The sequence below is a fragment of the Curtobacterium pusillum genome (assembly GCF_007673235.1).
GTDB lineage: Bacteria > Actinomycetota > Actinomycetes > Actinomycetales > Microbacteriaceae > Curtobacterium > Curtobacterium pusillum_C.
The window spans coordinates 1-26,374 of record NZ_VDZH01000005.1 but is presented as its reverse complement, the minus strand read 5'-3'; the positions used below and the strand labels follow the sequence as shown (position 1 = coordinate 26,374).

25 protein-coding genes are annotated in these 26,374 nt (G+C 71.5%); 13 read left to right on the top strand and 12 right to left on the bottom strand.

Annotated elements, in window-relative coordinates; all coding sequences use genetic code 11:
- Positions 1–34: 34 nt before the first annotated feature.
- A complete protein-coding gene (locus FS532_RS14045; protein WP_144755590.1) occupies positions 35–2,443 on the bottom strand; it encodes a hypothetical protein in 2,409 nt (802 codons plus the stop codon).
- 231 nt (positions 2,444–2,674) lie between these two features.
- Between FS532_RS14045 and FS532_RS14040 the strand changes: the two genes are divergently transcribed.
- Both FS532_RS14040 and FS532_RS14035 read left to right on the top strand, forming a co-directional pair.
- Positions 2,675–3,256, top strand: a complete 582-nt coding sequence (locus FS532_RS14040) for a LemA family protein (RefSeq protein ID WP_079238366.1) — start codon at positions 2,675–2,677, stop codon at positions 3,254–3,256.
- A 21-nt stretch (positions 3,257–3,277) separates the two neighbouring features.
- Complete coding sequence (locus FS532_RS14035; RefSeq protein WP_144755586.1) at positions 3,278–4,180, top strand: M48 family metallopeptidase; 903 nt, start codon at positions 3,278–3,280, stop codon at positions 4,178–4,180.
- A 45-nt stretch (positions 4,181–4,225) separates the two neighbouring features.
- Here the strand turns inward: FS532_RS14035 and FS532_RS14030 are convergent, their stop codons facing one another.
- Positions 4,226–5,485: a winged helix-turn-helix domain-containing protein gene (locus FS532_RS14030; RefSeq protein WP_144755583.1), complete on the bottom strand. Its 1,260-nt coding sequence runs from the start codon at positions 5,483–5,485 to the stop codon at positions 4,226–4,228.
- A gap of 94 nt (positions 5,486–5,579) precedes the next feature.
- On the opposite strand from FS532_RS14030, the gene FS532_RS14025 reads away from it, so the two are divergent.
- Positions 5,580–6,845: an AI-2E family transporter gene (locus FS532_RS14025; RefSeq protein WP_260852745.1), complete on the top strand. Its 1,266-nt coding sequence runs from the start codon at positions 5,580–5,582 to the stop codon at positions 6,843–6,845.
- Positions 6,846–6,890: 45 nt separating this feature from the next.
- Complete coding sequence (gene ilvA / locus FS532_RS14020; RefSeq protein ID WP_144755580.1) at positions 6,891–8,135, top strand: threonine ammonia-lyase; 1,245 nt, start codon at positions 6,891–6,893, stop codon at positions 8,133–8,135.
- A gap of 86 nt (positions 8,136–8,221) precedes the next feature.
- Here the strand turns inward: ilvA and greA are convergent, their stop codons facing one another.
- Both greA and FS532_RS14010 read right to left on the bottom strand, forming a co-directional pair.
- Positions 8,222–8,710, bottom strand: coding sequence for a transcription elongation factor GreA (gene greA, locus FS532_RS14015; RefSeq protein ID WP_144755577.1), 489 nt, complete (start codon positions 8,708–8,710; stop codon positions 8,222–8,224).
- A 67-nt stretch (positions 8,711–8,777) separates the two neighbouring features.
- Positions 8,778–9,263 carry a DUF4307 domain-containing protein gene (locus FS532_RS14010; RefSeq protein ID WP_186322048.1) on the bottom strand — a complete coding sequence of 162 codons (486 nt, stop codon included), beginning with the start codon at positions 9,261–9,263 and terminating at the stop codon, positions 8,778–8,780.
- 52 nt (positions 9,264–9,315) lie between these two features.
- Between FS532_RS14010 and mca the strand changes: the two genes are divergently transcribed.
- Both mca and FS532_RS14000 read left to right on the top strand, forming a co-directional pair.
- A complete protein-coding gene (gene mca, locus FS532_RS14005; protein ID WP_260852744.1) occupies positions 9,316–10,206 on the top strand; it encodes a mycothiol conjugate amidase Mca in 891 nt (296 codons plus the stop codon).
- The gene (locus FS532_RS14000; protein ID WP_144755571.1) at positions 10,203–10,505 is read left to right on the top strand and encodes a hypothetical protein; all 303 of its coding nucleotides are present in this window, start codon (positions 10,203–10,205) and stop codon (positions 10,503–10,505) included. Before mca ends, FS532_RS14000 begins: the two co-directional genes overlap by 4 nt.
- A 264-nt stretch (positions 10,506–10,769) precedes the next feature.
- Here the strand turns inward: FS532_RS14000 and trhA are convergent, their stop codons facing one another.
- Positions 10,770–11,489 carry a PAQR family membrane homeostasis protein TrhA gene (gene trhA / locus FS532_RS13995; RefSeq protein WP_144755568.1) on the bottom strand — a complete coding sequence of 240 codons (720 nt, stop codon included), beginning with the start codon at positions 11,487–11,489 and terminating at the stop codon, positions 10,770–10,772.
- Between the two features lie 75 nt (positions 11,490–11,564).
- On the opposite strand from trhA, the gene FS532_RS13990 reads away from it, so the two are divergent.
- The 3 genes from FS532_RS13990 to FS532_RS13980 all read left to right on the top strand — a co-directional run bounded on the left by FS532_RS13990 (position 11,565) and on the right by FS532_RS13980 (position 15,317).
- Positions 11,565–12,350 carry an isoprenyl transferase gene (locus tag FS532_RS13990; protein ID WP_186322047.1) on the top strand — a complete coding sequence of 262 codons (786 nt, stop codon included), beginning with the start codon at positions 11,565–11,567 and terminating at the stop codon, positions 12,348–12,350.
- Between the two features lie 87 nt (positions 12,351–12,437).
- The gene (locus FS532_RS13985) at positions 12,438–13,547 is read left to right on the top strand and encodes an aminotransferase class V-fold PLP-dependent enzyme (RefSeq protein WP_144755564.1); all 1,110 of its coding nucleotides are present in this window, start codon (positions 12,438–12,440) and stop codon (positions 13,545–13,547) included.
- 408 nt (positions 13,548–13,955) lie between these two features.
- Positions 13,956–15,317 (top strand): PhoH family protein, encoded by a 1,362-nt coding sequence (locus FS532_RS13980; RefSeq protein WP_186322046.1) that lies wholly within the window; start codon positions 13,956–13,958, stop codon positions 15,315–15,317.
- 135 nt (positions 15,318–15,452) lie between these two features.
- Here the strand turns inward: FS532_RS13980 and FS532_RS13975 are convergent, their stop codons facing one another.
- The 4 genes from FS532_RS13975 to FS532_RS13960 all read right to left on the bottom strand — a co-directional run bounded on the left by FS532_RS13975 (position 15,453) and on the right by FS532_RS13960 (position 18,540).
- Positions 15,453–16,877 (bottom strand): class II fumarate hydratase, encoded by a 1,425-nt coding sequence (locus FS532_RS13975; RefSeq protein ID WP_260852743.1) that lies wholly within the window; start codon positions 16,875–16,877, stop codon positions 15,453–15,455.
- Positions 16,878–16,987: 110 nt separating this feature from the next.
- Complete coding sequence (locus FS532_RS13970; protein WP_144755561.1) at positions 16,988–17,602, bottom strand: carbonic anhydrase; 615 nt, start codon at positions 17,600–17,602, stop codon at positions 16,988–16,990.
- 57 nt (positions 17,603–17,659) lie between these two features.
- Positions 17,660–18,298, bottom strand: coding sequence for a DUF4245 domain-containing protein (locus tag FS532_RS13965; RefSeq protein WP_144755559.1), 639 nt, complete (start codon positions 18,296–18,298; stop codon positions 17,660–17,662).
- Complete coding sequence (locus FS532_RS13960; protein ID WP_079238377.1) at positions 18,295–18,540, bottom strand: exodeoxyribonuclease VII small subunit; 246 nt, start codon at positions 18,538–18,540, stop codon at positions 18,295–18,297. Before FS532_RS13960 ends, FS532_RS13965 begins: the two co-directional genes overlap by 4 nt.
- An 83-nt stretch (positions 18,541–18,623) precedes the next feature.
- On the opposite strand from FS532_RS13960, the gene FS532_RS13955 reads away from it, so the two are divergent.
- Entirely contained in the window at positions 18,624–19,385 is a 762-nt protein-coding gene (locus tag FS532_RS13955; protein ID WP_186322045.1) for an alpha/beta hydrolase, read from the top strand.
- Positions 19,386–19,497: 112 nt separating this feature from the next.
- Here the strand turns inward: FS532_RS13955 and xseA are convergent, their stop codons facing one another.
- Positions 19,498–20,733, bottom strand: coding sequence for an exodeoxyribonuclease VII large subunit (gene xseA, locus FS532_RS13950; RefSeq protein ID WP_144755553.1), 1,236 nt, complete (start codon positions 20,731–20,733; stop codon positions 19,498–19,500).
- A gap of 116 nt (positions 20,734–20,849) precedes the next feature.
- Between xseA and FS532_RS13945 the strand changes: the two genes are divergently transcribed.
- Together FS532_RS13945 and FS532_RS18720 are read left to right on the top strand one after the other, a co-directional pair.
- Positions 20,850–21,914 carry a 4-hydroxy-3-methylbut-2-enyl diphosphate reductase gene (locus tag FS532_RS13945; RefSeq protein ID WP_440130718.1) on the top strand — a complete coding sequence of 355 codons (1,065 nt, stop codon included), beginning with the start codon at positions 20,850–20,852 and terminating at the stop codon, positions 21,912–21,914.
- The gene (locus FS532_RS18720; protein ID WP_186322044.1) at positions 21,911–22,585 is read left to right on the top strand and encodes a DUF6264 family protein; all 675 of its coding nucleotides are present in this window, start codon (positions 21,911–21,913) and stop codon (positions 22,583–22,585) included. The genes FS532_RS13945 and FS532_RS18720 overlap by 4 nt, the downstream gene beginning before the upstream one ends.
- A gap of 133 nt (positions 22,586–22,718) precedes the next feature.
- Here FS532_RS18720 and FS532_RS13935 read toward each other — a convergent pair whose 3' ends face one another.
- The gene (locus FS532_RS13935; RefSeq protein ID WP_144755548.1) at positions 22,719–23,978 is read right to left on the bottom strand and encodes a M18 family aminopeptidase; all 1,260 of its coding nucleotides are present in this window, start codon (positions 23,976–23,978) and stop codon (positions 22,719–22,721) included.
- Positions 23,979–24,071: 93 nt separating this feature from the next.
- Complete coding sequence (gene fbaA / locus FS532_RS13930; RefSeq protein WP_144755545.1) at positions 24,072–25,100, bottom strand: class II fructose-bisphosphate aldolase; 1,029 nt, start codon at positions 25,098–25,100, stop codon at positions 24,072–24,074.
- 102 nt (positions 25,101–25,202) lie between these two features.
- Here fbaA and glpX point away from each other — a divergent pair, with 102 nt between their 5' ends.
- Complete coding sequence (gene glpX / locus FS532_RS13925) at positions 25,203–26,192, top strand: class II fructose-bisphosphatase (RefSeq protein WP_079238384.1); 990 nt, start codon at positions 25,203–25,205, stop codon at positions 26,190–26,192.
- Positions 26,193–26,374 lie beyond the last annotated feature (182 nt).

Sequence of the window (26,374 nt, the reverse complement as noted above, 5' to 3'; positions counted from 1 at the left end):
GAAGCGCCTCGCTCGGACGAGTCGTGCCGGCGTGTCAGGCGCGGCTGTCCGCTCGTGCACCGCGCGTCCACAGGGTGCTCGCGACGGCCGCCGCGGTGCAGGACGCGGCGATGACCGCGAGCGCGACGGGGGAGACGTGCGTACCGGCGGTCCCGGAGTAGACCGCCGCGGCCAGGGCGACGGCGACCGCGGCGATCGCGACGTAGCGACCACGGGACTGCGTGAGCAGCGCGTGGCCGGCCGATCCGGTCAGCGGCAGCAGCGTGGCCACCACCGCTCCGAGGCCGCCGACGCACAGGGTGATGGCGAACTCGGACACGAACGAGATCCAGAAGCCGGACCCCGGCGTCAGCGAGTGCAGGACCCACCCAGCGGCCGCGACGACGAGCAGGGCGACCGACCGCCAGGTCGCGCTCCGAGCGCCCGCGACGATCGACGACCCGAGGCGGAGGGCCGCGGTGTCGAGGTCAGGTCGGCCGATCGGGACCAGGACGACTCCGACGATCACCGCCGGCGACAGCTCGAACGACCGGGTCACGGCGCAGGCGACGAGTGCCGCGAGGACCAGCCACGGCGACACCCGGAAGCCGATCGTGCGGCGGTCGGACCCGGCTGCCCACCGCGCGGCGAGCACGACCGTTGTCGTGAGGACCGCGGCACCGAGCAGGACGGCGATCGCCAGGCGGACGTAGCGGGCTTCGAGGGAGACCCCCACGCCGAGGACGGTGCACAGCGCGACGACCACCACGGCGATGCTGATCGAGACCCACGTCGGCAGGACGTCGTCCCCGCGTCGCCGCTCGTCCCGGGAGCGGTTCCGCCCCAGCACACCGGCGAAGGGGTTGTGGACCCGACCCCGGACGGCGCCGGCGACGAGGGCGAGCGGGCCGGCGATGAGCACGAGGAACCCGGCCGCGACCGCGGTGGCCACGAGGACGGTCCGCCACGAGAACGCGGCCTGGATCGTCGGGACCGTGGTGTCGTACGCGGTGGACGCGGTCCAGTCGCCGGCCGGTCCGGACCAGTCGAGGCCTCCGTGCGCGGAACCCGCACCGGTGCCGCCGACGCCGCCGGCGCCATCGGTGGGGCCGTTCGACGTGCCACCGGTGCCCGAGCCGGAGCCGGTGTCGCTGGAAGCGCCGGTCGAGGTCGGATCGCCGTCGGGCGAGCCCGGTCCGGTGCCGTTCCCGGACGCCGTGCCGGTGGCGCTCGTCGGCCCGGAGGCGCTCCCGGTCCCGGGTGCCCCCGGCGTACCGGGACCGCTCGACGAGCCGGTCGGCTCGCCGGACGACTGGGAGACCCGCACCCGCACGGCAGCCGACGACGTCGAGAAGTTGCCGGCGGCGTCCTGCTGCGTCGCGGTGATGCTCCGTGTGCCGCCGAGCAGCGTCGACCCCGCGGTCGAGCAGGACCACCGGCCCGAGGCCGGGACGTCCGTGCGGCACACCGGCGCACGGTCGACGTACACGGTCAGGACCGCGCCGGGCTCACCGGCGCCGGACACCGTGGTGGCCTGGGACCCGATCCGTCCCCCGGTCGCGGGAGCGGTGATGCGCGGGGCGGCCGGGGCGGTGCGGTCGAGCGTGATCGTCACGGGTGCGGAGGCCGCACTGCGCAGGTCGGACCGGTACCCGGCGGCGGTGCTCGCGGTCTGCGTCGCGGTGACGACGGGCCGGGCGTCCCCACCGGCGCCGGGCGTGGCGCCGCCGAGCGAGATCGTCCACCGACCGTCGCGGCCCACGGTCGCGGTGCGGTCGGTCGTCGAGCCGGACACCGAGAGGATCACCGTGGCGCCGGCGTACCCGGTGCCGGACACCGGTCCGTTGGTGGGGCGGGAGGTCGTGACGGCCGGCGGGACGATGACGTCCGACGCCGGGGCCGACGCGGACCCGACCTCGGCGGTCGTGCGGTCCTGGACGGTGAAGACCTGCTGCGGCCCGGACCGGACGGCCGCGACGCACGACCACGAGCCGTCGTCGCGCACGGTCGCCGGACACCCGGCAGAACCGGTCGCGACGGGCCCGGTGACCCGGAGGGCATGACCGGGCGTCCCGGTGCCGTGGAACCGGGCGGTGCTGCTCGTGATGTCACCCGGGTCCGCGATCGTCGGTCGGACGGGCCGTCCGGTCGGCGGCGAGGTGGGTGTACCCGGCGCGGGCGTGAGCTGGTTCTGCGGCACCGGGGTCGACGTCGGCGCGGTTGTCTCCGCGACAGCGACGGACGGCGCTGCGGTCTCAGCGACCGCGACGGACGGCGCCGAGGTCTCAGCGACCGCGACGGACGGCGCCGGGGCCGCGATCACGACCGCCGGGATCGCGATCGCCGCGAGCAGGCCGGCGACCAGGGCGGCCGCGGACATCGCGAGCACGGTGAACCGGGATCGCCGAACACGGCCGTCGCCCCCGACTGCCTGTCCGTCCACGTTCTCCCGCAGCGTGTTCATCCGCCTCCATCCCACGTGATCGAACGGCTGCGGTCAATACGCCGAACGGATGATGTCCGCCGACCGAGCGACACGCCGCTGAGCCCGAACGCCTGGTGTGTGCGACTCGGGAATCGGCCGTGAACCGACGTCCCGGGCGGGAGCACCCGTGCCCGCTCGGTACAATCAATCCCGGCCGTTCTGCGGTCCCCGAACCACCGCGGATCCCGACGCGCAAAGGAGTACGACCTCATGGACACCGGACTCATCACGACGCTGATCGTCGTCGGAGTGGTGGTGGTCCTCCTCGTGATCATCGGGATCTACCTCTGGGTCACGTACAACTCGCTCGTCACGCTGAAGGTGCGCGTCGACGAGGCGTGGAGCGACATCTCCGTCCAGCTGAAGCGTCGCGCGGACCTCATCCCGACCATCGTCGAGACGGTGAAGGGCTACGCCACGCACGAGAAGTCCGTCTTCGACGACGTCACGAAGGCACGCTCCGAGACGCTCAGCGCCGGCGACGCGTCGACGGCCTCCGCTGCCGAGGGGCACATGCAGAAGGCCCTGAAGAGCGTCTTCGCCGTGGCCGAGGGCTACCCGCAACTGCAGTCGAGCCAGAACTTCCTGCAGCTGCAGTCCGAGCTCGTCGACACCGAGGACAAGATCCAGTCGGCCCGGCGCTTCTACAACGGTGGCGTCCGCGAGCTCAACACGAAGATCCGGGTGTTCCCGAACTCCTCGTTCGCGAAGAGCCGTGGCTTCACCGAGGCATCGTTCTTCGAGACCGCCGAGCCCGCGGCCATCGCCGAACCGCCGCGCGTCCAGTTCTGATCCCTCCGGCGTCGTCCTGACGTGTACAGCGCCATCGCGCGGAACAAGCGCAACACCGTCCTGATCGTCCTCGTCTTCCTGCTCGTCATCGGAGCCCTCGGCTTCCTCGGCGGGTACCTCGCCGGCAACGTCTCCATCGGCGTGATCGTGCTCGTCGTCGCGCTCGGGTACGCGGTGCTGCAGTACTTCCTCGCCGGCAGGCAGGCCACGGCGATCGCGGGTGGCATCGAGATCGACCGGAACACCGAGCCGCGGCTCTGGCGGACGGTGGAGAACCTCGCGATCGCGACGGGCATGCCGATGCCGCGGGTCTTCGTCATCGAGGACCCGTCGCCGAACGCCTTCGCCACCGGCCGCGACCCGGACCACGCCATCGTCGCGGCCACCACCGGTCTGCTCGCGATCATGGACGACCAGGAGCTGCAGGGCGTCATGGCGCACGAGCTCGGGCACGTCCGGAACTACGACATCCGGGTCTCGACGATGGTGTTCGGGCTCGTCGTCGCGGTCGGTCTCATCGCCGACGTGCTCCTGCGCATCTCGATCTTCAGCGGCCTCGCCGGCGGGCGGAACCGCAACAACGACAACGGCGGCGGGAACAACCCGATCCTGCTCATCGCGGGCATCGTTGCCGTCATCGTCGCGCCGATCGCGGCCGCGGGCGTCCAGGCAGCGGTGTCGCGCCAGCGCGAGTACCTCGCCGACGCGACCGGCGCGATGACGACCCGGCACCCCGAAGGACTGGCCCGCGCGCTCGAGAAGCTCGGCGCGTACGGGCGACCGATGCAGACCCAGAACTCGTCGATGGCGCACCTCTGGATCGCGGACCCGATGCGTCCGGGCGTGATGGACCGCCTGTTCTCCACGCACCCGCCGCTGCAGGACCGCATCGCTCGGCTGCGCGGCAGCCTCGACCGCTTCTGAGACGGCCTGGAGGCGCGGTGCGGGCCCGCCCCGCGCCTCCAGGATTCAGACGGCCGGTTCCAGGGCCGCGGTCGCCTCGGCGTCGTCCGCCGCGACGTGCGGGACGAGCGCGACGCCGAGCGCTCCCGCGACCGCTGCGGCGGCCGTGCCGCGGTCGGTGACCTCGACCCCGTCGAGCCCCTGCCACGCCGCGGTCCGACGCAGGGTGTCGGCAAGTCGGTCGGGATCGAGTCGTTCGCCCGGTTCCTGCCACGCCGTCCGGACGCGGAGCACCCCGCGCTGCCGATCGCTCTTCAGGTCGATGCGTCCGACCAGCCGGTCGTCCTGCAGCACCGGCAGCACGTAGTACCCGAACACCCGCTTCGGCGCGGGCGTGTAGATCTCGATCCGGTAGTGGAAGCCGTACATCCGCTCGGCCCGTCGCCGGAACCAGACGACGGGGTCGAACGGGCTGAGGACGGCGTCCGCGGTCAGGCGACGGGGGACCCGGGCGTCGGCGTGCATCCAGGCGCGCTCGCCCCATCCCTCGACCGTGACCGGGACGAGCTCCCCGGCGGCGACGAGTTCGGCGATCGCGGCAGCGGTGTCGTCGGAGCGCAGTCGGAAGTAGTCGGCGATGTCGGCGCGGGTGCCGATGCCGAGCGCACGGGCGGACCGGCGGACGAGCTCCCGGATCGCGACGGGCCGTGCGGGTGCCGTCTCGAGGGTCCCCGCGGGCAGGACCTGCTCGGGCAGCGCGTACACGCGTTCGAACCCGGACCGCCCGGCGCTCACGACGTCGCCCCAGCGGAACATCTGCTCGAGTCCGAGCTTGACGTCGCTCCAGCCCCACCACGGCCCGCGGCGGACGTTCGACTCGTGCTCGACCGCGCTCGCCGGCATCGGTCCCTCGGCCCGGAGCAACGCCTGGAGTTCGCGGCGGACGCCCTCGGTCCGGGTGACGCTCTCGACCCGGGTGGGCCAGGAGTCCCGGTCGCGCAGCGCGTCCATCCGCCACCGGAAGAGCGGGAGGTCGGCGCGGTCGACGAACGCTGCCTCGTGCGCCCAGTACTCGGCGTAGGGACCGCGTTTCGCCATCGTCAGCCGGTCGAGCGTCGCCTTGTCGTACGCGCCGAGCCGGGCGAACAGTGGGAGGTAGTGACTGCGCTCGAACACGTTCACGGAGTCGATCTGGAGCAGCCCGAGCCGCGCGAACCCGGCGTTCAGCGCCCGGGTCGAGACGGAGTCGGCCGGCGGCTGCCCGAACCCCTGGGCGGCAAGTGCGACACGGCGGGTCTCGGCAGCGGAGAGCGTGGTCCTGACCATGCGCACGACGCTACCGATCGCCGCCGACACCGCACGTACCCCGGCGTATGCCGCATCTGGTACCTGTCGGTCAGCACATCGGTACACTCCAGGAATGGCATGGGGCAGAAAGCAGCAACCGACGCATCCCGACCCCGTGGTCGAGGACTCGGTCCCGACGGGCATGCGCATCGCGGGTGCCTGGTCGTGGCGGATCCTCGTGGTCATCGGCGTGATCGCGGTCTTCATCTGGCTGATGACGATCTTCAGTCAGATCCTCATCCCGTTCCTCGTCGGCATCGTCGTGTCCGCGCTGCTCGTGCCGATCTCGAACTGGATGCAGCGACACCACGTGCCGAAGTGGCTGGCGGTCGTGATCAGCCTGCTCGGCGGGCTGGCAGCGATCGGTGCTCTCGTGTGGCTCGTCGTCGACCAGATCATCGCGTCGTACCCGTCACTACGTGACCGAACCGTCGACCAGTACGCGAACATCAAGGACCTGGTCCTGAACTCCGGCCTCGGCATCACGCAGAGCGACGTCAACGGTTGGCTGGACGACGGCACGAAGTGGCTGCAGGACAACTCGGCGTCGATCCTGTCCGGCGTCGCGAGCGCGGGTTCCGGCGCCACGCACGTGTTCGAGGCGCTCTTCATCATCCTGTTCACCACGATCTTCCTGCTCATCGACGGCAAGAACGTCTGGCGCTGGGCCGTCCGGCTCTTCCCGAAGAAGGCCCGTGCGACCGTCGACGGCGCCGGTGTCGCCGGGTGGATCACCCTGACGAGCTTCATCCGCGTGCAGATCTTCGTCGCGTTCGTCGACGCGGTCGGCATCGGCCTCGGCGCGTTCATCGTCGGACTGTTCTTCGGCGGGATGCCGCTCGTCATCCCGATCGCCGCGTTCGTCTTCCTCGGCGCGTTCATCCCGGTGGTCGGTGCGATCGTCACCGGCTTCCTCGCCGTCTTCGTCGCGTTGATCTTCAACGGGCCGGTCGCCGCGGTGCTCGTGCTCGCCGTCGTCCTGCTCGTGCAGCAGATCGAGGGGCACATCCTCCAGCCGCTCGTGATGGGGAACGCCGTCAAGGTGCACCCGCTCGCCGTCGTCCTCGGCGTCACGGCGGCGTCCGGGCTCGCGGGCATCGCCGGGGCGTTCTTCGCCGTCCCGCTGATCGCCACCGTGAACACCATGGTCATGACGATCGCGAGCGGTCGGTGGCGCGGACTCGACTCCGAGCACGTGCTCGAAGCGACTCCGAAGCGTGGCCAGCACGGGCAACTCCAGCTCCGCCGGGGCCGTCGCCACAAGGTCGGCGACCCGGTCCCCGCGCCGGGCAGCAAGCCGGAACCCACCGCGGCTGAGGGCACTGCCAGCACCAACTGACGTCACGGGTTCGTCACGAGCGTCCGGACCGAGGATGATGGGACGGTGACCGACACGACTACGCCGCTGATCCCCACGCTCGACGACATCGAGAAGGCGCGCGAGACGATCGCCGGGGTCGCACGGGTCACGCCGATGGAGACGTCGCAGTTCCTCGCGGAGCTGCTCGGGTCCCCGGTGCACCTCAAGTGCGAGAACCTGCAGCGGACCGGTGCCTACAAGGTCCGCGGGGCGTACAACCGCCTGTCGACCCTCACGCCGGAGCAGCGCGCTGCGGGCGTCGTCGCCGCGAGCGCGGGCAACCACGCGCAGGGCGTCGCCCTCGCCGCCCGTGAGCTCGGCATCCCCGCCACGATCTTCACCCCGGTCGGTGTCGCACTGCCGAAGCTGCAGGCCACACGGCACTACGGCGCCGAGGTCGTCCTCCGTGGACACTCCGTCGAGGAGGCGCTGAGCGCCGCCAAGGACTTCGCGGCCCGGACCGGCGCGGTCTTCATCCCGCCGTTCGACCACCCCGCCGTGATCGCCGGCCAGGGGACCCTCGGCCTCGAGATCCTCGACCAGGTGCCCGACGCCGACACCGTCATCGTGCCGATCGGCGGCGGCGGGGTCATCGCCGGCATCGCCCTCGCCGTGAAGGGCGTCGCCGAGCGCCTCGGACGTCCGATCCGCGTGATCGGCGTCCAGGCCGAGAACGCCGCCGCCTACCCGAGCTCGCTCGAGGCGGGCGAGCCGGTCACGGTCACCACGAAGCCGACGATCGCGGACGGCATCGCCGTGGCGCGCCCCGGCGACCTGAACTTCCCGATCATCCGCGACCTCGTCGACGACATCGTCACGGTGTCCGACGACGACGTCGCCCGTGCGCTCCTGGTGCTCCTCGAGCGCGCCAAGCTCGTCGTCGAGCCGGCCGGTGCGGTGGGCGTCGCGGCGATCATGTCGGGCGCGGTGCGGGACACGGGCCGCACCGTCGTGCTGCTCAGTGGGGGCAACATCGACCCGCTCATGATGGAGCGTGTGATCACCCGCGGTCTCGTCGCGGCGTCGCGCTACATCGGCATCCGGATCATGCTGCCGGACCGCCCGGGGCAGCTCGCACGCGTCTCGCAGGTCATCTCCGACGCGGGCGCGAACGTCGTCGAGGTGCTGCACACTCGCCACGGCCAGGGACTCGTGATCAACGAGGTCGCGCTCGACCTCTCGATCGAGGCGCGCGGCCCGGAGCACGCGCAGGAGGTCATCCACCGGCTGCGCGAGGTGGGCTTCCGTCCGGAGCTGCTGGAGCACTGAAACGAGACCCCAGGACGGACTGGAGGCGCGGTGCCAGCTGGCACCGCGCCTCCAGTCCGTCTGCGGTCGCCCGCAGGGCACGCGACCTACGGGACGTAGCGCTCGACGTTCGTCACCTCGACGGCGATCTCCTTGCCGTTCGGCGCGGTGTACGTGGTCTTGGCACCGGGACGGAGGCCGACGATCGCGGCGCCGACCGGGCTGACGGGGCTGTAGACGGTGAGGTCCGAGCCCTCGCCGACGATCTCGCGGTTGCCGACGAGGAAGGTCGACTCGTCACCGGCGATGACCGCCGTGACGACGGTGCCGGGCTCGACGGTGCCGTCGAAGTCCGCCTCGCCCACGGTGGCGTTCTTCAGGAGCTCGGTGAGCTGACGGATGCGGGCCTCGATCTTGCCCTGCTCGTCCTTCGCAGCGTGGTAGCCGCCGTTCTCCTTCAGGTCGCCTTCTTCGCGAGCGGCCTCGATGCGGTCCGCGATCTCCTGACGACCAGCACCGGAGAGCGTCTCGAGCTCGGCCTTGAGTCGGTCGTGCGCCTCCTGGGTCAGCCAGGTGACCTGCGTGTCGTTGCTCATCGTGAATCCCTTCAGCAAAGAACAAGACCGGCCGGTGTGGCCGGTCTTGTCCGCGAATCACAGCAGTCTAGGGAACCCAGCAGTCGTGGATCAACCCGGTGACGCCGCGGGACACGGTCTGCACGGGCGTGCTGACGCTCCGGGTGCGCTGGTCGATCGCGGGGACCCGGATCTCCTTCCAGCCGACGATCGTGTACGACTTGTCGAGCACCTGCACCGCGCACTTCGCTGCCGTCCCGGGGTCCACCGAGATCTGCGAGTGCACGACGGTCTCGTGGTCGGAGACGACCTGGTACCCGATGTCGTCGGTGTCGAGGCCGTGGCTGGTCTGTCCCGGGCCCGCCCAGATCACCCAGACGACGAAGACGAGGGCGACCGCGGCTGCGGCGACGATCCCGATGAACCGTGTCCGGCGGGCGCGTCCGGGGGTGCGGCCGTAGCGGTCGTCCAGCGTCGCGGTGGTGGCGGCGGACGGCTGAGGTGCCGATGGGTGCTGCGGTTCGGACAGTTCGGGGCTCCCGGGGTGATTATCCTGATGACCAGGGTAGTTCACGTGACGCTGTGCGCTGCCCGCGTCCGCCGCACGACCGAGTGAGGATCCCCACGTGCCGTACCGCCTGATGGCCGTCCACGCCCACCCCGACGACGAGTCGAGCAAGGGAGCGGCGACCGCGGCGAAGTACGCGGCCGAGGGGAACGAGGTCCTGGTGGTCTCCTGCACGGGTGGTGAGGCGGGGGACATCCTCAACGACCAGCTCGGCGAGCCCGCCACGAGCCGCGCGCACCGCGACATGGCCGGGTACCGCCGCACCGAGATGGCGGCCGCGCAGGCCGCGCTCGGCATCGACCACGTCTGGCTCGGCTACCACGACTCCGGGCTGCCGGACGCCGAGAAGGGCGAGACGGTGCGTCCGGGCACGTTCTCCACGGTGCCGCTCGAGTACTCGACCGAGGCGCTCGTCCGCGTGATCCGGCGCTTCCGGCCGCACGTGCTCGTCACCTACGACGAGAACGGCGGCTACCCCCACCCCGACCACATCCGGACGCACGAGGTCTCCGTGGCGGCCTGGACCGCCGCCGCCGACCCGGAGGCGTACCCGTCCGCCGGGCCCGCGTGGTCGATCTCCAAGCTCTACTACGAGCGCACCATGAACCCGCGCCGGTTCCGGACGATCTTCGAGGCCCTGCGGGAACGCGACCCGGACAGCCCGGCCGTCGAGCAGCTCCGCGAGTGGGTCGAGCGGTTCGCCGATCGTCCCGACCTCGCGACCACCCACGTCGACGTGCACGAGTACTTCGACGCCCGCGACGCCGCGCTCCGGGCGCACGCGAGTCAGGTGCCGCCGGACAGCGCCTTCTTCTACTGGCCGAACGACCTCCTCGCGACGGTGTGGCCGACCGAGGACTACCAGCTCGTCGAGGCACGCGTGCCCACGTCGATGCCGGAGTCCGACCTGTTTGCGGGGATCCCTGTCGACAAGGACACCACTGCGTGAGCACCATCACGGCGGTACTCGCCGCCACCCCCAGCCCGAGCCCGACCTCGACCGTCCCCGACGTCGACGTGACGCCGGGCGTCGCGGGCTTCATCGCGATCGCGCTCGTCGCGGTCGTGACGATCCTGCTCGTCATCGACATGACCCGGCGCATCCGCCGGACCCGCTACCGGTCCGAGATCCGGGAGCGGCTCGAGGCTGAGGCAGGCGGGGACGACGGTGTCGCGACGGACGAGCCGGAGCGCCGCGCGGCCGAGGACGGCCGGGCCGACGTCGGCGACGACACGGAGCGCGGGTAGACGCGGGCTGTTCCGCGCGCAGGAAGTCGTTCCGCTCGTAGGAGGTTGTTCCGCTCGTGGAAAGCTGTTCCGCGCGTAGGAGGCCGTTCCTTTCAGCCGCCTACGCGCGATTCGGCTTCCCACCGCGGGCGTGATGGGTCGGAACGCACACCGCGCCGGGCTGGGCGTGCCCGGGGGAGGCGAGTCGTGCCTCCAGGCAGTACCCGCACGGCGGGACGAACCCGCGCGGCGGGAGCAACCCGCTCGACGGGACCGACACCCGCGTCAGCGGACCGGGTGCAGGGCCACCAGGAGCACGCCGACCCACTGCGCGCCGAAGGCGACGACGGTGAGGGCGTGGAAGACCTCGTGGAAGCCGAACACCGTCGGTGACGGGTTCGGACGCTTGAAGCCGTACACGAGTGCGCCGAGGATGTACGCCACACCACCCGACAGGATCAGCACGGTCATCGGGACGCTGGCGGCGAAGAACTGCGGCAGGAGCCCGAGCGCCGCGCAGCCGAGCACGAGGTAGATCGGCACGTACAACCACCGCGGTGCCCCGATCCAGAGCACCCGGAACGCGATGCCGAGGGCCGCCCCGGACCACATCACCCAGAGCACGACGACCATCAGCGTGTGCGGCAGGGCGCAGATCGCCACCGGGGTGTACGTGCCGGCGATCAGCAGCAGGATGTTGGTGTGGTCGATGCGCTTCAGGACGGCCTTGACCGTCGGTCCCCACGGGAAGCGGTGGTAGGTCGCCGAGACGCCGAACATCGCGAGCGAGGTGGCCATGAACACGGCACTGCCGACCTTCGCGGCGGGGGACCCGGCGAGGGCGATGAGCACGATGCCCATCGCGATGGCGAACGGGAACGCACCGAGGTGGATCCACCCGCGCCAGGCCGGTCGGGGCTCGGGGCTGCGGGCGTCCGCGGTGCTCGCGGCCTCCTCGGTGAAGGGGACGTGGGGGAGCGTCCCGGTGTCGTTCTCGGCCTGCATGGTCCGACCGTAGGGGCCGTTGCCGAACGAACGCCGAACACGCCCTTCCGAGGTGCGGTGCACTATGTTCGTTCCGTGACCGGCACGGTGGGATGGGCAGGACGGGGAATCCTCTACCGCGCCTACCAGAGCCGCATCCGTCGGCAGATCGACGATGCGGCGAAGCCGAAGCACGTCGCCATGATCGTGGACGGCAACCGACGGTGGGCGAAGCAGCTCGGGCTCGAGTCCGCCGCGCACGGTCACCGGGCCGGCGCCGCGAAGATCCCCGAGTTCCTGACCTGGTGCGACGACCTCGGGATCGAGGTCGTGACGCTCTACCTGCTGTCGTCCGACAACCTCACGGGTCGCGGGGGCGACGAACTCGAGCAGCTCGTCGGCATCATCGCGGACCTGGCCGGCACGCTCGCCGACCACCGGGACTGGCGGGTGCAGCACGTCGGGTCGAACGAGGGGCTGCCCGCGGCGCTCGTCGAGGCCCTCGCTGCGGCCGAGACCCGGTCCGCGGACCACACCGGGCTGCACGTCAACCTCGCGGTCGGGTACGGCGGACGCCGGGAGATCGCGGACGCCATGCGCAGCATCGTGCGGGCGCACGGCGAGGGCGGCGGCACGCTCGACACCCTGGCCGAGGTGCTCACCCCGGAGCTCATCGGCGACCACCTCTACACGCAGGGACAGCCCGACCCCGACCTGGTCATCCGGACCTCGGGCGAGCAGCGACTGTCCGACTTCATGCTGTGGCAGAGCGCGCACAGCGAGTTCTACTTCGTCGAGGCGTTCTACCCGGACCTGCGCGAGGTCGACTTCCTCCGAGCGGTCCGCGACTTCGGGCTGCGTTCCCGGCGCTTCGGCGGCTGACGTCCGCCGATCCCCGCGCTGCGACGACCGACGGGCTTCGATCCCAGTAGACTCACAGGGTTTTTCGTCCCATGGAAGGTTGCCCCTGTGAACATCGACGAGTACGCCGCAGGCTTCGCTGAGGAGCCCGGCTACCTCGACCACGCCGCGTTCGGTCCCGTGCAGACCGCGGTCCTCGAGGAGCAGCGCGTGCTCGGCACGATCCAGGAGCACATGCGCTTCGGCGCCATGGAGACCCTCGACGAGCAGGATGCCCGGGTCCGCACGGTCGCCGCGCGGCTCGTCGGCCGCCGCGAGGACCAGGTCGTCTCGCAGACCGCCACCACCCCCGGGCTCCTGCACACCGCGTTCGGGCTCACCGGTGGTGTCCTCGTCGCCGCGGACGAGTACCCGTCGCTGCCGCTCGCCCTCGCCAGCGCCGCCTCGGCCACCGGCGGGCGCGTGCAGCCCGTCGTCGTCGAGTCCGGTGCCGGGTGGATGACGCCGTCGCTCATCGAGTCGCGGCTGTCGGACGACCTCACCGCCGTCGCGGTCTCGCTCGTCGACTGGCAGACCGGGTACCTCGCCGACCTCGCCGCCATCCGCGAGGTCATCGGCGAACGCCTGCTCATCGTGGACGCGATCCAGGGCTTCGGCGTCGTGGACGCCCCCTACGAGCTCGCCGACGTCGTCGCGACCGGCGGCCAGAAGTGGTTGCACGCCGGGTGGGGGACCGGGTTCACGGCCTTCAGCGACCGGGCCCTGAACCGTCTGCGCCCGGCGTTGTCCGGCCCGCACGGCACGTCCGGCTGGCCGACCGAGGTCCCCTCCGTCCGCCCGGGAGCCGCCGGCTTCCAGATGACGCGCATCGACCCCGTGGCGCAGGCTCGGATGGCCGTGTCGCTCGACCGGCTGACGGCCGTCGGGGTCGCCGCCGTCCAGGAGCGCGTCGCCGACCGGGTCGAGCGGGTGTTCGACATCGCCGACGAGTTCGGGCTGTCCGTGGAGTCCAGCCGCGACCCGCGCGAGCGGGCGGGCATCGTGGTGCTCCGGCCGCCGCAGGGGCGCCTCACGGCGCTGTCCGCCGCGTTCCACAACCACGGGGTCACCGCGACGACGCGGCTCGGCGTCGCGCGCGTGTCGGTGTTCGCGTCCACGACGGACGAGACGCTCGACATGTTCCGCGACGCCTGTCTGTCGTACGCCACGATGCAGTAGCGGCTGCGTCGCGTCGCGTCGCGCCGCGGCGCCCCGCCCGTGTCGTCCCGTGAAAGCGACAGTCCGCGCCCGACGCGAGCCGTCCTTGTCGCGAAAGCGACACTTCTGCGTCGACGGTTCGCGGGACTCTGTCGCTTTGGCGAGTGGGGCAGTGGGGCCGGCTGCGCCGCTTCGGACTGGAGGCGCGGTGCGGGCTGGCACCGCGCCTCCAGTCCGACAGGCGGCTGCGTTGTTCACGTGACCGTAACTCGGGAAACCGCGTGTCGCTGGTGTCGTGTCGGGGGTCGGACGTAGCTTGTCCCCATCGGGCACCGCGCCCGATCGAAGCGGCCACAGTCGGTGCTTCGGGACCCGCTCCACGGCCGCGTTCGAGGACATGGACCGGGCCGAGCGCGGCCCGGGGATGGAGTGGTCGTGACCTCTCAGAACGTCTCTCGCGGAACACAGCAGCAGCACACCGCGGACTCGTCCACATCGGTCGCCCAGCGCACGTACGTGCTCGACACCTCGGTGCTCCTCAGCGATCCGCGGGCACTGTTCCGCTTCGCGGAGCACGCGGTCGTCCTGCCCGTCGTGGTCGTCAGTGAACTGGAGTCCAAGCGCAACGACCCGGAGATCGGGTACTTCGCCCGACAGGCGCTCCGGCTCCTCGACGAGCTGCGCATCGAACACGAACGGCTCGACTTCCCGATCGCGATCGGCGAGGGCGGCTCGTTCCGGGTCGAGCTGAACCACTCCAACCAGTCCGTGCTGCCGTCCGGGCTGCAGCTCGGCGACAACGACTCGCGGATCCTCGCGGTCGCCTCGAACCTGAAGAACGACGGGCTCGACGTCGTCGTCGTGTCGAAGGACCTGCCGCTGCGCGTCAAGGCGTCCTCGATCGGCATGGCGGCGGAGGAGTACCGCGCCGAACTCGCGGTCGACTCCGGCTACACCGGCATCACCGACCTGCAGGTGTCGGGCGAGCAGATGTCCGACCTGTACGAGAAGGAGGAGATCCGCTCGACGCAGCTCGACGGGGTCCCGGTCAACACCGGCGTCGTCATCCACTCCGAGCGCGGGTCGGCCCTCGGTCGCGTGCACACCGCCGGTGCGGTGGCGCTCGTCCGCGGCGACCGCGAGGTCTTCGGCCTCCGCGGCCGGTCCGCGGAACAGCGGCTCGCCATCGACGCGTTGCTCGACCCGGAGATCGGCATCGTGTCCCTCGGCGGCAGCGCAGGCACCGGCAAGTCGGCGCTCGCGCTCTGCGCCGGACTCGAAGCCGTGCTCGAACGGCAGCAGCACAAGAAGATCATGGTGTTCCGCCCGCTGTACGCCGTGGGCGGTCAGGAGCTCGGCTACCTGCCCGGGGACGCCTCCGAGAAGATGAACCCGTGGGCGCAGGCGGTGTACGACACGCTCGGTGCCCTGGTGTCGGACAACGTGCTCGACGAGGTCGTCGAGCGGGGCATGCTCGAGGTGCTCCCGCTGACGCACATCCGCGGGCGCTCCCTGCACGACGCGTTCGTGATCGTCGACGAGGCGCAGTCCCTCGAGCGCAACGTCCTGCTCACCATGCTGTCCCGGATCGGTCAGAACTCCCGGGTCGTCCTCACGCACGACGTCGCCCAGCGCGACAACCTGCGGGTCGGTCGGCACGACGGGGTCGCCTCGGTGATCGAGCGGCTCAAGGGGCACCCGCTGTTCGCCCACGTGACGCTGACACGCTCCGAGCGGTCGGCGATCGCTGCGCTCGTGACGGAGATGCTCGACTCGCCGGACCTGGTGTAGCGAGCGGCGGGTGGCCCGGCGTCGGCGTCGGCCCGGCGTCGGCGAGTCTCGGCCTGAGCGACAGTTCTCGCGCTGATCGGCGCGAGAACTGTCGCTGGGCGCGAGTCTCGGGGCAGCGTCAGTTTCGGGGCAGCGTCAGTTCGGGTGCGTCATGGACAGGACGTCCAGTGCGCTGTCGAGCTGCTCCTCGGTGACCTCGCCGCGCTCGACGTGCCCGAGCGCGATGACGGCCTCGCGCACGGTGATGCCCTCGGCGACGGCGAACTTCGCGACCTTCGCCGCGGCCTCGTACCCGATCACGCGGTTGAGCGGCGTGACGATGGACGGCGACGACTCGGCGAACGCGCGGGCCCGCTCGAGGTTCGCCTGCAGCCCGTCGATCGTCTTGTCGGCGAGGACCCGGGAGCTGTTCGCCAGCAGCCGGATCGACTCGAGGAGCGCCGTGCCCATCACCGGGATCGCGACGTTCAGCTCGAACGCACCGGAAGCCCCGGCCCACGCGATCGTGGCGTCGTTGCCGATCACGCGCGCGGCGACCATGAGGGTGGCCTCGGGGATGACCGGGTTGACCTTGCCGGGCATGATCGACGACCCCGGCTGGAGGTCCGGGATGTGGAGCTCACCGAGGCCGGTGTTCGGCCCCGAGCCCATCCAACGGAGGTCGTTGTTGATCTTGGTCAGGCTGACCGCGATGACCTTGAGCGCGCCGGAGGCCTCGACGAGGGCGTCACGCGCGCCCTGCGCCTCGAAGTGGTCGAGCGCTTCGGTGATCGGCAGACCGGTGTCGCTCGCGAGCTGGGCGATCACCCGCTGCGGGAAGCCCTTCGGGGTGTTGATGCCGGTGCCGACCGCGGTGCCGCCGAGCGGGACCTCGGCCACGCGGGGGAGCGTGGCGTTCACGCGCTCGATGCCGAGGCGGACCTGGCGCGCGTAGCCGCCGAACTCCTGCCCGAGGGTGACCGGGGTGGCGTCCATCAGGTGCGTGCGGCCGGACTTCACGGCGTCGGCCCAGAGCGTCGCCTTCGCCTCGAGCGACTCGGCGAGGTGCTCGAGTGCGGGGACGAGCGTGCGGAGGAGGGCTTCGGTCACCGCGACGTGCACCGAGGTCGGGAAGACGTCGTTCGACGACTGGGAGGCGTTCACGTGGTCGTTCGGGTGCACGGCCGAACCGGCGATCTCGGACGCCAGGGTCGCCAGGACCTCGTTCATGTTCATGTTCGACGAGGTGCCGCTGCCGGTCTGGTAGACGTCCACCGGGAACTGGTCGTGGTGGGCGCCGCCGATGATCGCGTCGGCGGCCTCGGCCACGGCGTCGGCCACGGCGGGGTCGACGATGCCGAGTTCCCCGTTGACGATCGCCGCGGCACGCTTGATCCGGGCGAGGGCGACGATCTGCGCCGACTCGAGACCACTGCCCGAGATCGGGAAGTTCTCGACCGCACGCTGCGTCTGCGCCCGGTAGAGCGCCGACTTCGGCACCCGTACCTCGCCCATGGTGTCGTGCTCGATGCGGTAGTCGCCGTCGCTGTCGGTCACGGTGGTCGCGGTGGTGTCGGTCACGTCGTCGTGGTCCTTCCTGGAGTGCTCGCCGGCCGCGGTCGCGCCGGCTGGTGTGGTGTCCGGGTGGCGGGGTCTCCGCCGGTGCCCGGGACGGTCGTCGTGGCGGTCGGTCAGGCCTGGCCCACGACGGTGTCGATGGTGACCTCGCCCGTGGTGAGGTCGTAAGTCGCCCCGACGACGGCCAATCTACCCTCGGCGATCGCGTCGGAGACCGCGCCGGAGCGTTCGAGCACCTGGCGCAGGGTGGCCTCGAGGTGGGCGGCGCCGACGGATTCCTGGGGGACGTCGGCGTCGGTGGCGCGCACGCGCTCGACGCTCGGGGCGATGGCGTCGACGAGGGCCTGCAGGTGGGGCGCCGGGACGGGCTCGCCGGAGCGGGCGGCCGCGACGGCGCCGCACTTGGTGTGCCGGAGCACGACCACGAGCGGGGTGCCGAGCGCGACGACCGCGAACTCGATCGAGCCCAGCACGACGTCGTCGACGATCTGCCCGGCGTTGCGGATGGCGAAGAGGTCACCGATGCCGGCGTCGAACACGTGCTCGAACGGCACGCGCGAGTCCGAGCAGCCGAGGACGGTCGCGAACGGCGCCTGCGATCCGGCGAGCTCCGAGCGGCGGTCCGGGTCGATCCGGCCGGTGCGGCGCTTGTCCGCGGCGAAGCGGGCGTTGCCGTCGACGAGGAGACGGAGGGCGTCGGACGGAGTGGCTGCGGCGCGGTCGGGCATGGGGCTCCTCGGGTACTGGTCTTCGGGGGACGTGCTGCGGGTGGGTCCGGTCGCCGGTCAGTCCGCGAACTGCTTGCTGACGGCGGTGGCGACGGTACGGAACGAGGACTGGTCGGCGGTGCCGGACAGGACGATGGTGTTCGAGCCGAACGTCGACACGAGCGAGTACGCCTGGTTGGCGGCGTCCTTGCCCTCGGACCGTCGGTCGTACACGGTCCACTTCGTGCCCGCGATCGTGCGGGAGCCGGTGGCCGCGTGCTGGTCGAGCTGGTTCGACACCCACGTGTCGTTCGCCCTGATGCCCTGCTGCAGCCCGATGTACTGCTTGTCGGGCGTGATCAGTCCGACGGTCCAGACGCTGACGCCGTCGGTGGTCTTGTCCTTGTAGTCGGCGCGGTTGGACGAGAACGTGTCGGGCAGGGCCGGTGCCGCCAGGGTCACGCCGGGGACCTTCGCCTGCGCCGCGACCTTCTGGTAGTCGACGTCCCGGTCGACGACGGTGGTGTTCGGTCGGACCACGACGGCGACGAGGAACAGCACGATCCCGAGCGACGCGATGAGCGCGATCACGAGGTTGAACGCCGTCTGGTGCTGCCGTCGCGCGGTGCGTGCGGCGTCCTTCCGGGCCCAGGTCTCCTCCGCCGTCTCGGGGCGACCGAGCTCGGCGACGATCGGGCGGCCGTCGGGGTCGGTCATCGGGCGGCGCCGTCCTCGGTCTCGGAGGCGGCACGGGCGGCGTCGAGGCGTGCACGTGCACCGACGAGCCATTCCTCGCACCGAGCGGCGAGGGACTCGCCCCGCTCCCACAGCGACAGCGACCGTTCGAGCGTGGCGGAACCCTGCTCGAGCTCGGCGACGACGCGCACGAGTTCGTCGCGCGCGGCTTCGTAGCTCAGCGACTGGACGTCGGCCTGCTCGGGTTCCTGCTGGGATGACACACCTCGATCCTACCGAGGCTCCACCGACGTGCGGTCCGTCCGCGCAACCTGTGGACAGCCGGGCGGCGAGTAGGTTCGCGTGCATGACGGACCTCCCCGACGGCGCGACCTGGTACCCGGCCCCGACCATCCCGGACCCCGCGAACGCGAACGCGACCGCCGACGCGCGACCCGCTCTCGCCCTCGTCCTGCCCGGCGGCGGCTACCACGGGCACGCCGCCCACGAGGGCGAGGGCTACGCCCGGTGGCTCAACGCCATCGGCATCCCCGCAGTCGTCTTCGAGTACCCGGTCGTCCCGCACCGGTACCCCGACGCCGTGGTCGCGACCCGCGCGCTCGTCCGCAGCCTGCGCGCCGGAGCCCACCCGGGCCTCCCGTCCGATCCCCGGATCCTGCTGGTCGGTTCGTCCGCAGGCGGCCACCTCGCCGCCCTCGTCTCGAGCGCGCCGACGCCCGGGGAACGCGCCGTGTCGGACGTCGACGACCGGCCCGACCTCGCGCTGCTCTGCTACCCGGTGATCTCGATGACCGACCACCAGCACCGCGGGAGCGCCGACAACCTGCTCGGGAAGGGAGCGACGGTGTGGGCGCAGGGTGCGCTCGACACCGAGCTCATGGTCGACGCCGCGACCCCGCCGACGTTCCTCTGGCACACCGCCGAGGACCCGGCCGTGCACGTCACGCACTCGCTCCTGTACGGGCAGGCGCTCGCGCGGCGGGCGGTGCCGTTCGAGCTGCACGTCTTCGAGCGCGGGGCGCACGGGATCGGGCTCGCCGAGGGGACCGGGACCGCGGCGGCGTGGCCGGGTGTCGCCGAGGCCTGGCTGCGCGACCGCGGGTGGTGACGGCCGCCGGAGCCGCACACGCGAGCCCGTACGCGCGCGACGACGCCCGCGGGCACGCGCGCGACGACGCCCGCGGGCACGCGCGCGGCGGCGTCCGTGCGCGCCGGTCCGGTCAGACCCCGTCGGGGCCGGGCCCGTCCGGCGCGAGCGTCCCCGTCGCCGTCCCGGCGCCGAGCGTCACGTGCACCGGCGTCGCGCCGACGAGGTCCTCCGAACCGCGCACCACGCCGCCGTCCGAGGTCTGCACGATCGCGTACCCGCGGCGCAGGGTGTCCCGCGGCGACAGCGCCCGGAGTCGCGCCGTGAGGTGCCCGACCTCGGAGTGCGACCGTTCGAGCCGTCGGTCCAGGAGCTCCCGGGCGCGGGAGAGGTCGCGTGCGACCTCTTCGGCGCGGGTGTCGACGAGCCACGCGGTCGACGCGAGGGCCGGCCGGGAGCGCAGCGACGCGATGCGGTCCGCCTCGACCGAGAGCGTGTGCGACAGCCGCAGTCCGAGCCGTGCACGCGCCGCGCGGACGTTCGCGAGTTCCTCTGCCACGTCCGGAACGACCCGCTTCGCGGCGTCCGTCGGGGTGGAGGCACGGAGGTCGGCGACCTCGTCGAGGATCGGCCGGTCGGCCTCGTGCCCGATCGCCGAGACGATCGGCGTGCTCGCCGCCGCTGCGGTCCGGACGAGTCCCTCGTCGCTGAAGCCGAGCAGGTTCTGGAAGTCGCCGCCACCGCGGGCGACGATGATCACGTCGACCTCGGGGTCGGCGTCGAGTTCGAGGATCGCCGCGGTGACCTCGCTGACGGCGCGCTCGCCCTGCACGGCGGTGTGGACCGTGCGGAACTCGACCTGGGGCCACCGGAGCTGCGCGTTGCGCTTGACGTCCTTCTCGGCGTCGGAGTCCTTGCCCGTGATCAGGCCGATGCGGTGCGGCAGGAACGGCAGGCGCTTCTTGCGCGCGGGGTCGAACAGGCCTTCCTCGCCGAGGGTCCGTCGGAGTCGTTCGAGTCGTTCGAGCAGGTCCCCGAGCCCGACGTGCTTCATCTCGACGACCTGCATCGTCAGCGAGCCGCCCTTGACCCAGTAGTTCGGCTTGACGGCCGCGACGACGCGGTCACCCTGCTTGATGTCCGCCGGCACCCGGGAGCGCACGCTCGACCAGATGGAGAACGACACCGTCGCGTCGACCTCGACGTCCTTGAGCTTGCCGTAGACGTTGCCGCCGGCGACGTTCCACTGGGTGATCTCACCCTCGACCCAGGCCGTGCCGAGCCGGTCGATCCAGTCCCGCAGCTTCGCGCCGAGCAGCGCGACGGGCCACGGGTTGTCGGCCGTCGGGGGTCCCTGTTCGATCGCCATGGCCCCCATGCTGCCGCATCCCGGCGACACCGGGCCCGCACCCGCCCGGCGACACCGGGCCCGCGCGCTCGGCGACACCCAGGCCCCGCGCGCGCTCGGCACCTATCATCGGGGACGTGACGATCACCAACGGCCACTCCGTTCCGCTCGCCCCGCCGCGGGTCCTCGCGGCGCGCGGCCGCCTGCGGGACGAACCGGTCGCCGGCACGAAGAAGGTCCTGCTCGCCGCGCCCCGCGGCTACTGCGCCGGTGTCGACCGTGCCGTCGTGGCCGTCGAGAAGGCGCTCGAGCAGTACGGCGAGCCCGTCTACGTCCGCAAGCAGATCGTCCACAACGTCCACGTCGTCTCGACCCTCGAGCAGCGGGGAGCGGTCTTCGTCGACGACGTCGCCGAGGTCCCGCGCGGCTCGCACGTCGTCTTCAGCGCGCACGGCGTCTCGCCCGCGGTGGTGGCCGGCGCCGCCGACCGCGACCTGCACGCCATCGACGCGACGTGCCCGCTCGTCACCAAGGTCCACCGCGAGGCAACGCGCTTCGCCAAGGCCGAGCGCACCATCATCCTCATCGGCCACGCCGGCCACGAAGAGGTCGAGGGCACCATGGGTCACGCCCCCGAGCGCACCATCCTGGTCAACGGACCGGAGGACGTCGCCGCACTCGAGGTCCCGGACCCGGACAACCTCGTCTGGCTGTCGCAGACCACACTGAGCGTCGACGAGACGATGGAGACCGTCCGCCTGCTGCGCGAGAAGTTCCCCGCCATCGAGAACCCGCCGTCGGACGACATCTGCTACGCCACCCAGAACCGCCAGGTCGCGATCAAGAAGGTCGCTCCCGGAGCCGACCTCGTGATCGTGGTCGGCTCGGCGAACTCGTCGAACAGCGTCCGCCTGGTCGAGGTCGCGCTCGAGCACGGCGCCCACGCAGCGCACCGGGTGGACTACGCCTCCGAGATCCAGCAGGACTGGCTCGACGGCGTCCGCACGGTGGGTGTCACGAGCGGGGCGTCCGTCCCCGAGGAACTCGTCGCCGAGGTCCTCGACCAGCTCGCGGACGCCGGCTACGGCACCGTGGAGGAAGTGGTCACCGCGCACGAGGACCTCATGTTCTCGCTGCCGAAGGAGCTCCGCACCGACGCGGCGGGCAACCCGACGCGCGCCCTCGGCGGGCGTCGCTCGTGAGCGGCGGGACGGACGGCTGGTCCGCGGTCCCGGCCCGTGACCCGGGTCACGTCGCCGAGACGGCAGACGGCCTGGAGGCGCGGCGCACCCCCGCTACGTCGGCCGCCGGTGTGCAGGACGGTCGTGTCCACGGCCGCCCGGCACCGCAGTACGGCGAGTACGCCCCGGAGGGCTGGGTGAACCCGGTCATTGAGCACGAACGGCGCGAGCAGCAGAGGCTCGAGCAGGCCGAGCGTCCGGCGGAGCCGGTCACGGCGACGGAGGCTCCGGCCCGCGCGACCCCGGCCGCCGGACACTTCGGTGCGTCGCCGCTCGACTTCGTGCTGACCGTCGGCCTGCTCGTGATCGGCCTCTTGACCGTCGTCCAAGCCCTGTCCGTGGGGAAATTCGCGTCAGCGTTCCGAATCGGCATCGAACGTCAGTCCACCGAGCTCGCCGATCCGGGAGCACTGTCCCAGGCGGCCGCCGTCCGTGCCGTCGTGATGGCGATCGTGTTCGTGCTGGTGGCCTGGTGGTCCATCCGACGTCTCCGTGCCGGTCGTCGCACGTTCTGGGTGCCGCTCATCGGCGGAGTCGTCGCGACCGTGCTCGGTGTCGTGCCCTTGTTGATCGTGCTCTTCCAGGACCCGGCGTTCATGGACTACGTGCACCGGATGACCCCGGGCGGCTGACCCGCCCGACTGCCCTGCCGCAACTGCGCGGCCGGACGACGAGTGTTCGTGGTGCGCCCTGCGCAGTTGTCGTCCTGATGTGCGCTTGCGCGGCTCCGGCAGGCACCGCGCACTCTGGTCAGCCGGCCAGGACTCAGCCGGCCAGGAACGCGGCGACGGCGCCGTGCAGGGCCGCGAGGTCGTCGACGTGCACGAGCTCCCGGACCGAGTGCATCGACAACAAGCCGACGCCGATGTCGATCGTCGGGATCCCGAGTCGGGTCGCCGCGATCGGACCGATGGTCGAGCCGCCGGGGATCGTGTTCACGTTGACGAACGGCTGCCACGGCACTCCGGCCGTGTCGCACGCGGCGGCCCAGACGGCCTCGCCCTTCGCCTCGGTCATGTAGCGCTGGTTCGCACTGATCTTCAGGAGCGGACCACCACCGGGGCGCGGACGGTTCGTCGGGTCGTGCTTCTCCGGCTGGTTCGGGTGCACCAGGTGCCCGGCGTCGCTCGACAGCAGCCACGAGGCACGGAACGCCCGCGCGGCCTCGGAGCGGGTGGCGCCGAGGCCCTCCTGCACTCGGCCGAGCACGTCCTCGAGGAACGGCCCACCGGCTCCGGACGGCGTCGACGAGCCGATCTCCTCGTGGTCGAACGCCGCGAACACCGGGATGTGGTCGCCGTCGGTCGGCGCGGCGATGACCCCGCGGATGCCGGCGTGCACGCTCGTGAGGTTGTCCATCCGGCCGGAGGCGAGGAATTCGCGGTCGATGCCGATCCGGGCGGGAGGCTGCGTGTCGGCGAGGAAGAGGTCCCACGACACCGCGTCCGCGCCGACTCGGGCGCGGAGCCACGACACCACGTCGGTGCCGCCAGCGTCGCCGTCCACGCCGACGATCGGCAGGGTGTGGCGCTGGCGGTCGATCTCCTTGCCGTCGTTCACGCCGCGGTCGAGGTGGATCGCGAGGTTCGGGATCCGGGCGACGGCGTCGGTCGACACGAGGCGGACGGTGCCGTCGGCGTCGACCACCCGGCCGGCGATCCGGAGGTCCCGGTCGAACCACGTGGAGAGCAGTGCTCCGCCGTAGACCTCGACGTTGAGCTGCTCCCACCCACCGGTCCGGACGCCGGGGTTCGGCTTGATGCGGAACCCGGGGGAGTCGGTGTGCGCGCCGAGGATGCGGAACGGCGTCGTGCTCGTGGCGCCGGACGGCAGTCGCCAGGCGATGACCGCACCGTCGCGGACCACGACGTAGGCACCGGCCTCGGTCGGCCACGCGTCGAGTTCGGACAGCTCGGTGAACCCTGCCTCGACGAGTCGGTCCCGGGCCGCGGCCGCCGCGTGGAACGCGGTGGGGGACTCGATGACGTACTGGGCGAACTCGAAGGCGATGGCGTCGGCGGTCACCCGCCCATCGTGGCACGCGGTGGAGGCGACCGGACGTAGAACGGGGCGCGTCCGACGGACGCGCCCCGTTCCTCCAGGCAGTTGCTCTGGGTGTCAGCCCTTGGTGTGCCCGGCCGAGCCGAGCACCTTCGCGGCTTCGCCCACGCGAGCCGCCATGGCGGACTCGGCGACCTTGCCCCAGGCGCGCGGGTCGTACTGCTTCTTGTTGCCGACCTCGCCGTCGATCTTCAGGACGCCCTCGTAGTTGGTGAACATCGAGCCGGCGATCGAGCGCGTGAACGCGTACTGCGTGTCCGTGTCGATGTTCATCTTGATGACGCCGTTGCGGACAGCCTCGTGGATCTCGTCGTCGGTCGATCCCGAGCCGCCGTGGAACACGAGGTCGAGCGGGTTCTCGCCGGTGCCGTGCTTGGCCGCGACGGAGGCCTGGATCTCGCCGAGGAGCTCGGGGCGGAGCTTGACGTTGCCCGGCTTGTAGACGCCGTGCACGTTGCCGAAGGTGAGCGCGGCGATCCAGCGGCCCTTGTCTCCGAGGCCGAGCGCGTCGACGACCTTCTCGACGTCGTTCGGGGTCGTGTACAGGGCGTCGTTCGTGCCCTCGTGCTCCACGCCGTCCTCCTCGCCGCCGACGACGCCGATCTCGACCTCGAGGATCGCGTTGATGTTCCGCGTCTTCTCGATCATGGTCTTCGCGATCTCGATGTTCTCGTCGAGCGGCACGGCCGAACCGTCCCACATGTGCGACTGGAAGATCGGGTTGCGGCCGGCACGGACCTCTTCCTCGCTCGCCGCGATGAGCGGGAGGACGAAGCCGTCGAGGGCGTCCTTCGGGCAGTGGTCGGTGTGCAGGGCGACGGTGATGTCGTAGTTCTTCGCGACCTCGTGGGCGAACTTCGCCATCGCGAGCGCACCCGCGGCACGGTTCTTCACGGTGTGGCCGGCGAAGTAGTCGGCGCCACCGGTGGTGACCTGGAGGATGCCGTCCGAGCCCGCCTCGGCGAGGCCCTGGAGGACCGCGTTGATGGTCTGGGACGACGACACGTTGACGGCGGGGTACGCGAACTTGCCGGCCTTCGCTCGTTCGATCATCTCGGCGTACTGTTCCGGCGTTGCGATGGGCACTGGGATCTCCTTCGACGTGGTGGTGTCCGGTCCGAGCCTAGTCAGCCCCACCGGAGTGTGACCCGGACGGACGTCGGGGCAGCCGTCGGTAGGCTGGAGGCTGTGACTCCCACCACTGAGACCGGCAGCCTGTTCCTCCAGCCCGACCGCAACCTGGCGCTCGAGCTCGTGCGTGCGACGGAGGCCGCGGCGATCCGTGCGCAGCCGTGGGTCGGGCGGGGTGAGAAGAACCTCGCCGACGGTGCCGCCGTCGACGCGATGCGGAAGTTCCTCGGTACGGTGAACTTCGACGGCGTGGTCGTCATCGGTGAGGGCGAGAAGGACAACGCCCCGATGCTCTACAACGGCGAGCACGTCGGCAACGGACACGGTCCGGCCTGCGACATCGCCGTGGACCCGATCGACGGCACCTCGCTCACCGCCGCTGGTCGCCAGAACGCCATCTCGGTCATGGCCGTCTCGGACCGCGGCTCGATGTACGACCCGTCCGCCGTGTTCTACATGGACAAGATCGCCGCTGGTCCCGAGGGCCGTGGCGTCCTCGACCTCGAGAAGCCGATCGGTGACAACATCCGTGCGCTCGCGAAGGCGAAGGGCAAGGACCTCGAGGACATGCAGATCGCCGTCCTCGACCGTCCCCGCCACGACGAGCTCATCCGTGCGATCCGCGCGACCGGTGCCGGTACCCGACTGCTGCTCGACGGTGACGTCGCCGGTGGCATCGCCGCGGCGCTGCCCGGCTCGACGATCGACATGTGCGTCGGTGTCGGCGGTACTCCGGAGGGCATCATCACGGCGTGCGCGATCAAGGCGCTCGGTGGTGTGATCCTCGGCAAGCTCCAGCCGAAGGACGACGAGGAGCGCGAGAAGGCGATTGCTGCCGGACACGACCTCGACAAGGTCCTCGACCAGGACGACCTCGTCACGGGCGACAACACGTTCTTCGTCGCGACGGGTGTCACCGACGGTGTCCTCGTCGACGGTGTCCGCCGGTCGCGTGGTGTCATCCACACCGACTCGCTCGTGCTCCGGTCCCGCTCGAACACGATCCGCCGCATCCAGGCGGACCACCGCGCGGAGAAGTGGTTCTGATCCGCTGAGCCGGTCGTGATCTGGACCGATCGCGCCCCGATGTGAACATTGCGCCCCGTCACGACGGGGCGCAATGTTCGTTCGGGGGCGCGATACCGCGAGGGCGGCAGCGGCAGCGGCAGCGGCAGCGGCAGCGGCGGCAGCGGCGGCCGGGCCGGGCCGGGCGGCAGCCGCGCCGGGGC

What these genes read in the sequence shown, in the direction of transcription:
- greA (WP_144755577.1), bottom strand. Translation starts at nt 8,710, where the DNA reads ATGAGCAACGACACGCAGGTCACCTGGCTGACCCAGGAGGCGCACGAC.
- FS532_RS14030 (WP_144755583.1), bottom strand. Translation starts at nt 5,485, where the DNA reads ATGGTCAGGACCACGCTCTCCGCTGCCGAGACCCGCCGTGTCGCACTT.
- FS532_RS13970 (WP_144755561.1), bottom strand. Translation starts at nt 17,602, where the DNA reads ATGCCCGACCGCGCCGCAGCCACTCCGTCCGACGCCCTCCGTCTCCTC.
- xseA (WP_144755553.1), bottom strand. Translation starts at nt 20,733, where the DNA reads ATGGCGATCGAACAGGGACCCCCGACGGCCGACAACCCGTGGCCCGTC.
- FS532_RS13965 (WP_144755559.1), bottom strand. Translation starts at nt 18,298, where the DNA reads ATGACCGACCCCGACGGCCGCCCGATCGTCGCCGAGCTCGGTCGCCCC.
- FS532_RS13955 (WP_186322045.1), top strand. Translation starts at nt 18,624, where the DNA reads ATGACGGACCTCCCCGACGGCGCGACCTGGTACCCGGCCCCGACCATC.
- FS532_RS14025 (WP_260852745.1), top strand. Translation starts at nt 5,580, where the DNA reads ATGGCATGGGGCAGAAAGCAGCAACCGACGCATCCCGACCCCGTGGTC.
- FS532_RS14045 (WP_144755590.1), bottom strand. Translation starts at nt 2,443, where the DNA reads ATGAACACGCTGCGGGAGAACGTGGACGGACAGGCAGTCGGGGGCGAC.
- FS532_RS14040 (WP_079238366.1), top strand. Translation starts at nt 2,675, where the DNA reads ATGGACACCGGACTCATCACGACGCTGATCGTCGTCGGAGTGGTGGTG.
- trhA (WP_144755568.1), bottom strand. Translation starts at nt 11,489, where the DNA reads ATGCAGGCCGAGAACGACACCGGGACGCTCCCCCACGTCCCCTTCACC.